Below are 12,932 nucleotides of genomic sequence, written 5' to 3' on the forward strand. Positions count from 1 at the left end.
CTGGATGTCCATCCAGTATATTCTAGCTCAAGTGGAGCTAAGTGGATACCCCATGATTATATCCAGCTTGACCGAATATGCCTTGCCGGGTCTCGCCCCGGCGGGTCTCGCCCCGGCGGGCGAGGTACTTTCTTGCTGCGCGGCAAGAAAGTACCCAAAGAAACGCGCCCCGCCTCCCCGGCCCTACGGGCTGCCCTCGCTGCGAAAGCTTCGCCGGGCCGGTCGCTAAACTCGCTTCGCTCAGACAACGCGACCGGACTACCCCCGGCGAACCTTCCTCGCTCGGCGGGTCAGAGGGGGAGGAAAACCATCTCATCTGTCCGCGCGATCCGAAAATCCGAGCGCCCGACTGGGCTGCTACACCTGTCGGCTATTCGCCTTCGGAGGACGACACGCGATGACAAATTGCCGTCCAAGCGCGGTTATCGAAACCCATTTCATGTTTGCCATTCCACCAAACGCAGCTGCACTGCAGATAAGGCCTAGGCGCCCAAGATTTACCAAGGACAACTCGTATTCAGGCAGCACAACTTTGTTCTCTTGATCATCTTCAGGCTTGGCAACGGAAATGCTGTTGGGAAGTTTTCCGGTCCAAAGTTCTGCGCGTTCTCCCTCTGGACTAGGCGGGGTCGCTGCGTCCGCGTCAAAAATCATTTCTAGTAACGATGCGTCAATTGGGGTCATTTCCGAGAGGATGCCAACATACGCACGGCGAATCTCTGGTCCGTTTGCATCGGCAGCATTCGCCAGGAGCATGGCCCATCGATTCTGCAGCGAATCAGAGTCAGCCAGTGATGCCTCTTCAAGTAGAGGGATAGCTATCGATAGCTCTATGAGTCTCGTTGGTCCATCAAGCCCGCGTGCGTTAAGGAAGTTCTTGGCATTCTCCGCAAGGCGAATCTGATTCTCCCAGCGGCGATACTTCAGTTTGTCTTCCCAAATTCCAATCGCTTGCTCAAGGGGGCCTCCAATGTATTTCGAAATGAACCCACCGAATTCTCGGGCAGCATCAACTGATTTCCCTGTAGCCTTGGCTATCTCTTGAACTGCCTTACCTTCTTCATCAGAAATCATCGCTCCTCCGCTTTGCTGCGCAGTCGACAAGATACCACCAGCATCGAATCAGTCGATTTTGAGCCTTAGGGGATCGGCATCGAATTTGTTCGTCACAACCTATCATGCGCGACGGTTTTCATCCCCCTCTGACCCGCCGAGCGAGGAAGGTTCGCCGGGGAATTCCGGTCGCGTTGTCCGACGACGGCCGCTTTTGGCCGGCTAGTTTAGCGACCGGCCCGGCGGGCCTTTCGCAGCGAGGGCAGCCCGCAGGGCCGGGGAGGCGGGGCGCGTTTCTTTGGGTACTTTCTTGCCGCGCAGCAAGAAAGTACCTCGCCCGCCGGGGCGAGTCCCGGCAAGCCTCTCGCCCATGGCAAAATCCAAGAGTTGGCGCTGGCGACACGCCGCTGCCGATCCTGCCTCCGGGAAAAAAATGAAAATCCTGCTCCTCTGCCACGACCTGACCACCCGCCTGCGCCTGACCCACGTCTGGTCGTCCGCCGGAGTCGCCATGCTGCCGCGAACCAGCAAGGAAACGCCCGACTGCATTGTGATCGACCTCGGCCGACGCGATGCGCTGCACGAAATCGCGCGCTTGCGTGCGCTGCATCCCGCGGTGGACATCGTCACCTGCGCCGCGACCTTCGACGGCCCTGCGGTCGAGGCGGCGAAAGCGGCCGGCGCGACGGATTTCGCGGCGCGCAGCCATGTCGACAAGCGCGTGGCGCGCCGCCTCAAGCTGCCGGGCTGATCCCGGGTGCATCTGCTGGTCGATATTTCGGCCCACGGCCTGGGCCATCTGGCGCAGACCGCGCCGGTGATCGATGCGCTGGCCGCCCTGGTCCCCGGGCTGCGCGTGACGGTGCGCAGCGCGATTCCGCGGCATCGCCTCGCGCATCGCATCGCCGCGGATTTCGTCCATGTCGCCGAAGCGCGCGACTTCGGCTACGTGATGCACAACGCCGTCGATATCGACCTCGCCGCCAGCGCCCGGCGCTATCGCGAATTCCACGCGGACTGGGCGCAGCGGGTCACGGCCGAAGCCGGCTGGCTGCGGCAGCGCGGGGTCGATGCGCTGCTGTCCAATGTCGCCTACCTGCCGCTGGCGGGGGCGGCCGAGGCCGGCATCCCGGCCGCCGGCCTGTGTTCGCTGAACTGGGCGGACTTGTTCGCCCACTATTTCGCCGACGAGCCCTGGATGCCGGCCATCCACGCACAGATGCTGGCGGCCTACGGCGCCGGGGGCTGCTTCCTGCGCCTGACGCCGGGCCTGCCGATGAGCGGCCTGCCGGGGCGGCAGGACATCGCGCCGATTGCCCGGCTGGGGCGGCGCGACCGGGCCTTGGTGGCGCGCCGGCTCGGGCTGGATACGGCGCAACGCTGGATTCTGCTGGCGATGGGCGGCATGGAGTTTCGCCCGCCGCTGGAGCGCTGGCCGCACACGCCCGGCTTGAGCTGGCTGGTGCCCGGCGCCTGGGCGCTCAAGCGCCCGGACGTGCATGCCTTCGACGCGGCAAGGCTGGATTTTTCCGACCTGCTGGCCAGCGTCGACGCGGTGATCACCAAACCCGGCTACGGCACCTTCGTCGAGGCGGCCGGCAGCGGCATTCCGGTCCTCTATCTGGAGCGCGGGGACTGGCCGGAAACACCCCATCTGACGGACTGGCTCGCCCGCAATGCGCGCGCCGCGATGCTGACCCGCGGGCAACTGCTGGCCGGCGACTTCGTGGAGATCCTGCAGGACCTGTGGCGGGCGCCGGCGCCCGCCCGACCGGCGACCACGGGCGCCGACGACGCGGCACGCCGGCTGGTGAAAGCATTGGGCTTGAGCTGATCAGGCACCGAGCTACGTCTTGCCCGGCGCAGAAACAATTGACATCAATGGCAAAGCGTTTAGAATGCGCGCCTTTCCCGCCTCTCCAGGATAATTGCAATGCCGGGTATTCGCCTCAAGGAAAACGAGCCGTTTGAAGTCGCGATCCGTCGCTTCAAGCGCGCCATCGAAAAGACTGGTCTGCTGACCGAGCTGCGCGCACGCGAGTTCTACGAAAAGCCCACGACCGAGCGCAAGCGCAAGGCTGCGGCTGCCGTCAAGCGCCACCACAAGCGCATTCGCAGCCAGCTTCTGCCGCCGAAAATGTATTGATCCGGATTGCGGTTCTGTAGCCTGAACCGCGTTCGTTTTGCCGCTTGATGACCGAAACCGCCGCCAGGCGGTTTTTGTGCTTCTTGCTTCTGGAAAGGATGATCCGATGAGCCTCGAAACCCGTATCGACGACGACTGGAAGACCGCCATGAAGGCCGGCGAGAAGGCCCGCAAGGACGCGCTGAGCCTGTTGCGCGCCGCGATCAAGCAGAAGCGGGTGGACGAGAAGATCGAAATCAACGACGCCGCGGTGATTGCGGTGATCGAAAAGATGCTCAAGCAGCGCAAGGATTCGATCACCCAGTACGAAGCTGCCAAGCGCCAGGATCTGGCCGACGCCGAGAAGTTCGAGGCATCGGTGCTGGCCGACTACATGCCGCAGGGACTCTCGGCCGCCGAGGTCGAGGCGATCGTGGTCGCCGCCATCGCCGCATCGGGCGCCAAGGCGCCGGCCGACATGGGCAAGGTCATCGCCCTGGTCAAACCCCAGGTGGCCGGCCGCGCCGACATGGGCGAAGTTTCCAAACTCGTCAAGGCCAAGCTGGCGGCAGCGCAATAAGGGGATAAACCCCGGTGATCCCAGAAAGCTTCGTCCAGGAACTGCTGGCCCGCATCGACATCGTCGATGTGGTCGAGCGCTACGTGCCGCTGCGCAAGGCCGGCGCCAATTACAGCGCCTGCTGTCCCTTCCATTCCGAGAAAACCCCGTCCTTTACGGTCAGCCCAAGCAAGCAGTTCTATCACTGCTTCGGTTGCGGCGCGCATGGCAGCGCGATCGGCTTCCTGATGCAGCACGCCGGCATCGGTTTCATCGAGGCGGTCGAGGACCTGGCTTCCTCGGCCGGGCTGCAGGTGCCCCACGAAGAGCGCAACGCGGCGATCCGGGCCAAAAAGGCGCCGCTGACCGAACCGATGGCGCGTGCCATGCATTTCTACCGCGAGCAGCTGAAGGCCTCGCCGAAAGCCGTCGAATATCTCAAGAATCGCGGACTTTCGGGTGAAATCGCCGCGAAATTCGGCCTCGGCTACGCGCCGGATGGCTGGCAGGGACTGCAGCAGGTTTTCTCCGACTACAACGATCCGGCCCTGGTCGAATGCGGCCTGGTCATCGTCAATGAGCAGGGCCGGCGCTACGACCGCTTCCGCGACCGGGTGATGTTTCCCATCCTCGACCAGCGCGGCAATGTGATCGGTTTCGGCGGCCGGGTGATCGGCCAGGGCGAGCCCAAGTACCTGAATTCACCGGAAACTCCGCTGTTCGAGAAGGGCCGCGAACTCTACGGCCTGCCCCAGGCGCGCAAGGCCATCCAGGAAGAAGGCACGGTGCTGGTGGTCGAGGGCTATATGGACGTGGTCGGACTGGTTCAAAACGGGGTCGAGAACGTGGTCGCCACGCTGGGCACCGCCGCCACCGATGCCAACGTGCAGAAGCTCCTGAAACAGGCCAACCGCGTGGTGTTCTGCTTCGACCGCGACGAAGCCGGCGACCGCGCCGCCTGGCGCGCCATGGAAGTGAGCCTGAGCCACCTCGCCGACAACAAGACCGTCGAGATTCTCCAGATGCCGGGCAACCAGGATCCGGACGAATACATCCGCGAACATGGCCGCGAGGCCTTTGTGCAGCAGACCAAAAACGCAGCCCGACTGAGCGAATTTCTGCTGAGGGAACTGGTCAAACGGACCAATCCCAATACCGCCGAAGGTCGCGCCATGCTGGTGCATGCAGCAAAACCCCTATTGCAGAAAATGACCGCGCCTATCCTGCGGGTCCAGGTGACCAAGGAGATCGCCCAGCGCGCCCAGGTGTCGCAGGCCGAGGTCGAAGCCGAATGCGGCCTGAAACCCCTCGCCCGCAGCCGCTACGCGCCGGCGCAGATGAAGCAGCGCCCGGTGCCTTCCTCGGTCGAATACAAGCTGCTGCAAATCCTTCTGCACAAACCGGAGTGGGCGGCCAGCCTGCCGCTGGATCTGATCGACCGCGAACGCGTGGAGAGCGAGGCGCTGATTGCGATTGCCGACGCCATCGAACACGGCGAGCTGCCGGCCGGCGGTTTCGGCCTGTTGCTGGAATTTTTCCGCGGCACGCCCCATGAGGCCCTGATCGCCGGCATTGCGGCAAACATGGTGGAAGAAGTCGATCTCGGGGCTCTCGAAGCCATGTTCAATGATTCCATCACCCGCCTGCGCCATACCGCCCTCACCGCCGAGATCGAACAGCTCACGGCACGAGCGCGGCAGGGCCTGAGCCCCGACGACCGGAAACGCCTCACCGAACTGCTGGCAAAGAAGCGCCCCAGCGCGTCCTAGACGGAAGGGGGTCCGATCTGATATACTTAATGGTTCTCCAGCGCTTTCACGGCGCGCTGAGCCGACCTTTCCGCGCACGTCGCGGCGTTTCCATGGCCGGCGGCACCGCGCCGCAATCGTGCTCCAGCTGAGGATAGTCATGTCGAAGGAAATCGCCAAGCAGAGCAAGTCGAAGGCCGCCGCCAAGCCGGTCGCGAAGAAACCCGCGCCGAAAAAACCTGTGCCGGTCAAGAAGCCTGCCGCCGCCAAGGCCGCCCCTGCCAAGGCAGCCGCCAAAACCACCGCCGCCAAGGCCAAACCGGCCAAGGCAAGCGTCAAAGCCGCTGCAGACAAATCCCACGCTGCCGCCAAGCCGGCGAAACCCGTGTCGCCGCCTGTCGAGACCGTCGTGCCGGCGAAACCCGCAGTGCAGCCGGTCGCCGCAAAATCCGTGGCCAAGGCCATCGCCGAGTCGCGTGGGCGCAAGAGCAAGGAAAAGCTCGTCGCTCCCGAGGCCACCCCGATCGATCTGGACACCAAGCGCACCCGCCTGAAGAACCTGATCGCCCTGGGCAAGGAACGCGGCTACCTGACCTACGCCGAAATCAACGACCATCTGCCCGACGACCTGGTGGATGCGGAGCAGATCGAATCGATCATCTCCACCTTCAACGACATGGCGATCCAGGTCTTCGACGAAGCGCCTGCCGTCGATGACCTGCTGCTCAACGAATCCGCACCCGCCCCGGTCGATGCCGAAGCAGTCGAAGAAGAAGCCGAACAGGCGCTGTCCACGGTCGATTCCGAATTCGGCCGGACCACCGACCCGGTGCGCATGTACATGCGCGAAATGGGCTCGGTCGAACTCCTTACGCGCGAAGGCGAAATCGAAATCGCCAAGCGTATCGAGGACGGCTTGAAGCACATGATCATGGCGATTTCCGCCTGCCCGACGACCATCGCCGAAATGCTGGAAACCGCCGGCAAGGTGGCGCGCGACGAAATGCGCATCGACGAACTGGTCGATGGCCTGATCGATCCCAACGCCAGCGACGAGGACATCGAGGCGCTCGCCGAAGACGAGGAAATGGAAGTCGAGGAAGACAACGAGGACGACGAAGACGACGGCAGCGCCCGGATCTCCGCCTCGCTGCTGCAACTCAAGCAGGATGCCCTCGAGCGCTTCTCCATCATCCACGCCCTGTTCGCCAAGCTGCAGCCGACGCTGGCCAAGAAGGGCTCGCAGGACAAGAGCTATCTGCGCCTGCAAAAACAGATTTCCGATGAACTGATGAATATCCGCTTCACCGCCAAGTCAATCGAGCGCCTGTGCGACTCGGTACGCGGCATGGTCGAGGCGGTGCGCAGCCACGAACGCAAGATTCTGCATCTCTGCGTGGACAAGGCGCACATGCCGCGCCCGCATTTCATCAAAACCTTCCCCGGTCACGAGACCGACATGGAATGGCTCAAGCACGAAGTGCAGTCGGGCAAGCCCTATTGCGCGCAACTGATGCGTGCGGCGCCGAACATTCTCGAAGAGCAGCAGCGCCTGATCGACCTGCAGACCCGCATCGGCATCCCGCTCAAGGAACTCAAGGACATCAACAAGCAGATGTCCACCGGCGAAGCCAAGGCGCGCCGCGCCAAGCGCGAGATGACCGAGGCCAACCTGCGCCTGGTGATCTCGATCGCCAAGAAGTACACCAACCGCGGCCTGCAGTTCCTCGACCTGATCCAGGAAGGCAACATCGGCCTGATGAAGGCGGTGGACAAGTTCGAATACCGCCGCGGCTACAAGTTCTCGACCTACGCGACGTGGTGGATCCGTCAGGCCATCACGCGCTCGATCGCCGACCAGGCGCGCACCATCCGCATCCCGGTGCACATGATCGAGACCATCAACAAGATGAACCGCATCAGCCGCCAGATCCTGCAGGAAACCGGTCTCGAACCGGATCCGGCGACGCTGGCGGTGAAAATGGAAATGCCCGAGGAGAAGATTCGCAAGATCCTCAAGATCTCCAAGGAACCGATTTCCATGGAAACGCCGATCGGCGACGACGACGATTCCCATCTCGGCGACTTCATCGAAGACCAGGCGACACTGTCGCCGGGCGATGCGGCGCTGTTTGCGTCCTTGCGCGAAGTGACCAAGGAGGTGCTGGACAGCCTCACGCCACGCGAAGCCAAAGTGCTGCGCATGCGTTTCGGCATCGAGATGAACACCGATCACACGCTGGAAGAAGTCGGCAAACAGTTCGACGTCACCCGCGAACGCATACGCCAGATCGAAGCCAAGGCCCTGCGCAAGCTGCGTCACCCGACCCGTTCCGAAAAGCTGCGCAGCTTCCTCGATTCCGAAACCTGATTGCGCAATACCGGCGGCTCATGCAACGCGAGCCGTTGCAGTTTCACGACGGGCCTGTAGCTCAATGGTTAGAGCAGAGGACTCATAATCCTTTGGTTGCGAGTTCGAGTCTCGCTGGGCCCACCAGCTTCACCTTTACGCGGAGCACTTGATATGCAAGAAATCATGCAATACCTGAAAGCTAACGGCCAGCGCTTCGATTCCGAAATCGCTGCCGCGACGGGGCTCTCCCTGGCCAAGGTGCGCCGCTCGATTTCGGACCTGTCGGCGCGCGGCGAGATCTCGAAATGCAGCGTGACTCGCTTCAACAATGGCGAGAAAGTCGAGGCGGTACTTTGCCGCGTGGCGGGCTACATTCCGCCCAAGAGCCCCGGCAGAAAGCCCGGCGCGTCGAGCTAAAGCCCTCGGCCGGGCATCACGGACGCCAGGGTGGCGCCCCGTGCCCGGTGCTTTTGCCGAATTCCACTGCCCTTGCGGCCGACGCTTGCCACGTCGCGGCCCTTCTGAAGTCATGCGTGCCTCGCACCGCCTCCTGTTCGCCTTCCTTGCCGTCACCCTACTGTCCGGCTGCACCCTGTTGGGAGAAAAGCCAGCACCGCCACCCGCACCGGCGCCGACGCCGGTCAAGATAGGTCTGGCGTTGGGCGGCGGCGCGGCGCGCGGTTTTGCCCACATTGGTGTCATCAAGGCACTCGAAGCGCAGGGCATCGTGCCCGACTTCGTGGTCGGCACCAGCGCCGGCGCGGTGGTTGGCGCGCTGTATGCCTCCGGACTGTCCGGATTCGAATTGCAGAAGATCGCGCTGGACATGGACGCGGCCCAGATCGGCGACTGGTCGCTGCCGGATCGCGGCGTGTTCAAGGGCGAAGCCTTGCAGAATTTCGTCAATCGCGCGGTCGCGAACCGGCCGCTGGAGAAGCTGCCGCGCAGCTTTGCCGTGGTTGCCACGGACCTCAAGAGCGGCGAATCCGTGCTTTTTCGCAGCGGCAACACCGGGATGGCGGTACGCGCCTCGTCCGCCGTGCCCGGCGTGTTCCAGCCGGTCAGCATCAACGGCCGCGATTATGTCGATGGCGGCCTGGTCAGCCCGATCCCGGTCCGCGCCGCGCGCAGTCTCGGCGCCGACTTCGTGATCGCCGTGGATATCTCGGTCAAGCCGCGCGACGCGCGCACTTCGAGCACGGTCGAGGTACTGCTGCAAACCTTTGCCATCATGGGCCAATCAATCAGCCGCTACGAAACGACGGAAGCCGATATCGTGATCCGCCCGATCACCGCCGAACTGCCGGCCACCGATTTCGCCGGCCGTCATCGCGCAGTACTCGAAGGGGAAAAAGCCGCCGCCGTGGCCATGGCCGAGATCAAGGAACGGCTGGCGCGGCGGCGCGGCAACCCGCCGGCGGCAACGCACTGAGGACCGGCTTCAGTTGGCCTCTGCAGCCTCGTTGGCAAGGCTTGCCGCCAGCGGCGTCATGCGATCGAGCGCCTTCAGCAGAATGCGGTAGCTGTCCCGATCGAAAGCCGGCGGCGCGGTCTCCAGCAGCGCATATAGATCAGCTTCGCTGTGCGCCGTGCCAAGGTGGCGCCAGTGGTCGATCAGATGCAGTTCGTCGCCTTCGCGCAGCCATGCCGGACCGGCGAAGGGCCAAGGCTCCAGGCGCTGGCGGCCGAGCGCCGCCATCAGGCGCGCACTGTGGAAGGACACCGGCTCCCTGCCGACGCAGGCACCCTTGCATTGCTGCAACTGGTGGGCAAAACACGGCTTGCCGGGTTTGACTTTCTCCAGCCCGAGCAGCGCGTGGCAAAGTCGATGCTCCTTCGCCAGCTCGGTCAGCGTGCGCTTCGCCTCCCTGGCGCTCTTGAACGGCCCGAACAGCTGTTCCTGCTGCCGGCAGCCAAGCTCGCTTGCCGGCAACAACTGCGGACGCCACTCGCCCGCGCGCTCTTCCACGAGCTGCCAGAAACACAGGTCATCGTTGCGCCGCAGGGTCCGGTTGTGAATCGGCTGCAATTGCTTGATCAGTGCCGCCTCCTTGAGCAGCGCACCGATCTCGCCGCCGGTTTCGATGCACTCGATGCGCCGCACCTGCTGCGCCAGGTTCATTTCCCTGGCCGCCGCATGATCGGCGGCAAAGTGGGACAGCACACGCTTCTTCAATTCCTTGCTCTTGCCGACATACAAGGGCAGATCGTTCTCGCCGTAGAACAGGTAGACGCCGGCACCGTCCGGCAGATCGTCGATCGCGGCCGGATCCAGGTTCGCCGGCAGGCTCGGGCGTGCGGTCAGCTTCCTGACGGTTTCGTCGAGCAGTTCCGGCGCGATCTCGGCCTGCACCCGGTTCCAGAACTGGTGGATCAGGCGCGCGTCGCCCAGGGCCCGGTGCCGGCTGCTGACGGTCAGGTCGTGGCGTTCGATCAGGCTGTCCAGGTTGTGCCTGGCATGCTGGGGAAACAGCTTGCGCGAGAGCTTGACGGTGCACAGCACCGTGGCGCGGAAATCGTGGCCGGCGCGCTTGAACTCGTTTTTCAGGAAGCCGTAGTCGAAGCGCGCGTTGTGGGCAATGAAAAGCCGCCCGTCGAGACGCGCCCTGACTTCGGCGGCGACCTCCTCGAACGGCGGTGCTTTGGCCACCATGGCGTTGGAAATGCCGGTCAGGCGCTCGATGAAGCCTGAAATCGGGGTACCCGGATTGACCAGGCAGGACCACTCGCGCACCCCCTCCGCGTCGACCTCGACGATGCCGATTTCGGTGATGCGATCGGCCGTCGCCGTGGCACCGGTAGTTTCGAGGTCGACAAAGGCCAGGGTGGGAAAGGACATGGGGCAGGAATCAAGTTTTCGGGGGAGCGGAGAATCATAGCCTGCGCCAGCCTCGAAATCCCACGAGGGGATACCGTCGCGGACCAAACGCCCGTAACATCACCGGCAACATGAATCCCGGCTTCCCGATCCGCTATGTCGATCCCGTGTTCCGTCCGCCCAGCGAGGCCGAATCGCTGATCCTGCCGGTCACCGACGGCTGCTCGTGGAACCAGTGTACGTTCTGCGAAATGTATACGGCGCCGCAGAAGAAATTCCGCGCCCGCGATGCCACGGAAACCCTGGAGACCCTGCGCCGCTGCGGCGAGCGTTTCGGCAACGAAATCCGCCGCGTGTTCCTCGCCGACGGCGATGCGCTGGTGCTGCCGACCCGACGCCTGCTCGAAATCCTCGATGCTATCCGCGAGCATTTGCCGGCGGTGCGCCGCGTGTCCAGTTACTGCCTGCCGCGCAACTTGCGCCGGAAATCGGTGGAGGAACTCAGCGAACTGGCCGCCGCCGGCCTCAGCATCGCCTACGTCGGCGCCGAATCGGGCGATGACGAGGTGCTGGCGAAAGTGCACAAGGGCGAAAGCTTCGCCAGCACCTGCGAAGCGCTCGACAAGCTGCAGCAGGCCGGCATCAGGCGTTCGGTAATGATTCTCAACGGCCTCGGCGGCAAAGCGCTGTCGCGGCAACATGCGGAAAATTCGGCGCGCCTGGCCAATGCGACGCAGCCGGAATTCCTGGCAACGCTGGTGGTGAGTTTTCCGCAGGGCGATGACCGCTTCCGTGCCGGATTTGCGGACTGGCAAGCTTGCGATCAACGCGAGTTGTTCGTCGAAATGGAAACCTTCATATCGGCACTGGAACTCAGGCGCACCGTATTCCGCAGCGACCACGTCTCCAACCGCCTGGTGCTCAAAGGCACCCTCGGCGCCGAAAAGTCGCGCCTCATGGATGAAATACGGACAGCCATCGCGGCCCCTGCGGCCGCCAGCCTACGCGCTGTCCGCAGGCCGGGGCTTTAGCCGAAAAGGGCGCCGCTCAAGCGGCCTCGACTACCACTCGGGAACAAACTCTATGCGGCGATTCAACGCGCTTTCCGGATCCGCCGGGTCCTTCAGTTGCTCGCTCGAACGGCCGACGGTTTCTATGTTTTTCAGCCCGAAATTCTTGACCAGATAACTCTTGACGACGTCCGCGCGTTCCTTCGACAAGCGCTGGTTGACCGCCGGACTGCCCGTGACGTCGGTATGCCCCTCGATACGCATCGAAGTCCACATCAACTCCCGGCTCTTCAGGGCCTGTCCAACCGCCGAGAGAAATTCCTGTGCTTCGCCGCTCAGGCTCGCCGAGCCACGCGGGAAAGTAACCAGCACGGAATCCAGAGATGACTTCGGAATCCGGCTCTGGCAACGCATGCCGGCCTTCTCGGCCTGCGCGCATTCCTTCTTCAAGGCTTCGATTTCCTTGGGGAAAAGCGCATCTGCAACCTGCTGCGGCGTTGGCACGCGATCATTGATCGACACGGTCTTGCGCTCCGGCTCCGCGGCCATGCTTTGCGCACTCGCCAGCAACCCGGCCAGCAGCGCCGTCAATACCAAATTCTTCGTGGTTTTCACAATAACCTCCCATCCAAAATTAGCGAATCTTCGATATGAAGTATAGCTTGCACATGGAATTCCACCAGAAGCCGCGAGCTTGCGAATCAGCAAGACAGGCGGCTTGCGCGAGCCGGCCTTCCCTGAGCAACAGACCAAAGCGGCCACCCGGAATCCGGCTCGGGACGATGACGGCCGATAGTTGGCGCTGGCGGGACGGCGCAGCGGCGATAATGTGAGTGCAATGACCTGTAATCGTAGCAACAAGACCAAGGAGTCCGACATGAGTCGAAGCGTTCTGGACGAAGACCATATTCATCCCGCCATCCGCCGGTCCATCGCGGACAAGCATGCCGACATCGTGGGCGAAGTGCAGGCAGCCGTCGCCGGAAGCAAGGTCGTGGTCGTCGGCATGGCGCAAAATCCTTTCCCGCGAAAGGCGTGCAAGGCGCTGGACGCGCTGGGAACGCCGTACAAATACCTTGAGTACGGAAGCTATCTCGGCCAGTGGAGACGCCGCAACGCCCTCAAGATGTGGACCGGCTGGCCCACCTTCCCCATGGTGTTCGTCAAAGGCGTTCTGGTCGGTGGCGCCAGCGAATTGCAGCGGCTGATCGACAGCGGGGAATTCTCGCGAATGATGGCCGACTGACCGGCTGGCTGGCTCGGCGA

General features: G+C 63.2%; 13 protein-coding genes and 1 tRNA gene. 11 read left to right on the forward strand and 3 right to left on the reverse strand.

Translation table 11 applies throughout. The annotated features are described in order from the left end of the window. Positions 1-357: 357 nt before the first annotated feature. Positions 358-1,074 carry an Abi-alpha family protein gene (locus RMO95_RS01855; protein WP_310448887.1) on the reverse strand — a complete coding sequence of 239 codons (717 nt, stop codon included), beginning with the start codon at positions 1,072-1,074 and terminating at the stop codon, positions 358-360. Positions 1,075-1,486: 412 nt separating this feature from the next. Here RMO95_RS01855 and RMO95_RS01860 point away from each other — a divergent pair, with 412 nt between their 5' ends. The 9 genes from RMO95_RS01860 (at position 1,487) to RMO95_RS01900 (ending at position 9,270) form a co-directional block, all read left to right on the forward strand. After that, entirely contained in the window at positions 1,487-1,804 is a 318-nt protein-coding gene (locus RMO95_RS01860; RefSeq protein ID WP_310448888.1) for a hypothetical protein, read from the forward strand. A 6-nt stretch (positions 1,805-1,810) separates the two neighbouring features. Next, positions 1,811-2,887, forward strand: coding sequence for a hypothetical protein (locus RMO95_RS01865; RefSeq protein ID WP_310448889.1), 1,077 nt, complete (start codon positions 1,811-1,813; stop codon positions 2,885-2,887). 99 nt (positions 2,888-2,986) lie between these two features. Beyond that, positions 2,987-3,199, forward strand: a complete 213-nt coding sequence (gene rpsU / locus RMO95_RS01870; RefSeq protein ID WP_041100734.1) for a 30S ribosomal protein S21 — start codon at positions 2,987-2,989, stop codon at positions 3,197-3,199. Positions 3,200-3,305: 106 nt separating this feature from the next. After that, on the forward strand, positions 3,306-3,758 hold the full coding sequence (locus RMO95_RS01875; RefSeq protein ID WP_310448890.1) for a GatB/YqeY domain-containing protein: 453 nt from the start codon (positions 3,306-3,308) through the stop codon (positions 3,756-3,758). A gap of 14 nt (positions 3,759-3,772) precedes the next feature. Next, entirely contained in the window at positions 3,773-5,506 is a 1,734-nt protein-coding gene (gene dnaG, locus RMO95_RS01880) for a DNA primase (RefSeq protein WP_310448891.1), read from the forward strand. Positions 5,507-5,645: 139 nt separating this feature from the next. Continuing rightward, positions 5,646-7,856, forward strand: a complete 2,211-nt coding sequence (gene rpoD / locus RMO95_RS01885; RefSeq protein ID WP_310448892.1) for an RNA polymerase sigma factor RpoD — start codon at positions 5,646-5,648, stop codon at positions 7,854-7,856. 50 nt (positions 7,857-7,906) lie between these two features. After that, positions 7,907-7,982: transfer RNA gene (locus RMO95_RS01890), tRNA-Ile, on the forward strand. Between the two features lie 27 nt (positions 7,983-8,009). Next, positions 8,010-8,255, forward strand: a complete 246-nt coding sequence (locus RMO95_RS01895) for an ArsR family transcriptional regulator (protein ID WP_310448893.1) — start codon at positions 8,010-8,012, stop codon at positions 8,253-8,255. Between the two features lie 112 nt (positions 8,256-8,367). Then, a complete protein-coding gene (locus RMO95_RS01900; RefSeq protein WP_310448894.1) occupies positions 8,368-9,270 on the forward strand; it encodes a patatin-like phospholipase family protein in 903 nt (300 codons plus the stop codon). A gap of 9 nt (positions 9,271-9,279) precedes the next feature. Here the strand turns inward: RMO95_RS01900 and RMO95_RS01905 are convergent, their stop codons facing one another. Then, positions 9,280-10,677 carry a 3'-5' exonuclease family protein gene (locus RMO95_RS01905; protein ID WP_310448895.1) on the reverse strand — a complete coding sequence of 466 codons (1,398 nt, stop codon included), beginning with the start codon at positions 10,675-10,677 and terminating at the stop codon, positions 9,280-9,282. Positions 10,678-10,787: 110 nt separating this feature from the next. Between RMO95_RS01905 and RMO95_RS01910 the strand changes: the two genes are divergently transcribed. Next, positions 10,788-11,687 carry a radical SAM protein gene (locus RMO95_RS01910; RefSeq protein ID WP_310448896.1) on the forward strand — a complete coding sequence of 300 codons (900 nt, stop codon included), beginning with the start codon at positions 10,788-10,790 and terminating at the stop codon, positions 11,685-11,687. 30 nt (positions 11,688-11,717) lie between these two features. On the opposite strand, the gene RMO95_RS01915 is transcribed toward RMO95_RS01910, so the two are convergent. Continuing rightward, entirely contained in the window at positions 11,718-12,374 is a 657-nt protein-coding gene (locus tag RMO95_RS01915) for an OmpA family protein (RefSeq protein WP_310448897.1), read from the reverse strand. A 130-nt stretch (positions 12,375-12,504) separates the two neighbouring features. On the opposite strand from RMO95_RS01915, the gene RMO95_RS01920 reads away from it, so the two are divergent. Beyond that, a complete protein-coding gene (locus RMO95_RS01920; protein WP_310449004.1) occupies positions 12,505-12,912 on the forward strand; it encodes a glutaredoxin domain-containing protein in 408 nt (135 codons plus the stop codon). Positions 12,913-12,932 lie beyond the last annotated feature (20 nt).

It is taken from the genome of Sulfuritalea sp., from assembly GCF_031426875.1.
Taxonomy (GTDB): domain Bacteria; phylum Pseudomonadota; class Gammaproteobacteria; order Burkholderiales; family Rhodocyclaceae; genus Sulfuritalea.

Excerpts from the sequence above, each read along its gene's own strand:
- RMO95_RS01905 (WP_310448895.1), bottom strand. The coding sequence starts at position 10,677 with ATGTCCTTTCCCACCCTGGCCTTTGTCGACCTCGAAACTACCGGTGCC.
- rpoD (WP_310448892.1), top strand. The coding sequence starts at position 5,646 with ATGTCGAAGGAAATCGCCAAGCAGAGCAAGTCGAAGGCCGCCGCCAAG.
- RMO95_RS01875 (WP_310448890.1), top strand. The coding sequence starts at position 3,306 with ATGAGCCTCGAAACCCGTATCGACGACGACTGGAAGACCGCCATGAAG.
- rpsU (WP_041100734.1), top strand. The coding sequence starts at position 2,987 with ATGCCGGGTATTCGCCTCAAGGAAAACGAGCCGTTTGAAGTCGCGATC.
- RMO95_RS01855 (WP_310448887.1), bottom strand. The coding sequence starts at position 1,074 with ATGATTTCTGATGAAGAAGGTAAGGCAGTTCAAGAGATAGCCAAGGCT.
- RMO95_RS01895 (WP_310448893.1), top strand. The coding sequence starts at position 8,010 with ATGCAAGAAATCATGCAATACCTGAAAGCTAACGGCCAGCGCTTCGAT.
- RMO95_RS01900 (WP_310448894.1), top strand. The coding sequence starts at position 8,368 with ATGCGTGCCTCGCACCGCCTCCTGTTCGCCTTCCTTGCCGTCACCCTA.
- RMO95_RS01920 (WP_310449004.1), top strand. The coding sequence starts at position 12,505 with ATGACCTGTAATCGTAGCAACAAGACCAAGGAGTCCGACATGAGTCGA.
- RMO95_RS01860 (WP_310448888.1), top strand. The coding sequence starts at position 1,487 with ATGAAAATCCTGCTCCTCTGCCACGACCTGACCACCCGCCTGCGCCTG.
- RMO95_RS01910 (WP_310448896.1), top strand. The coding sequence starts at position 10,788 with ATGAATCCCGGCTTCCCGATCCGCTATGTCGATCCCGTGTTCCGTCCG.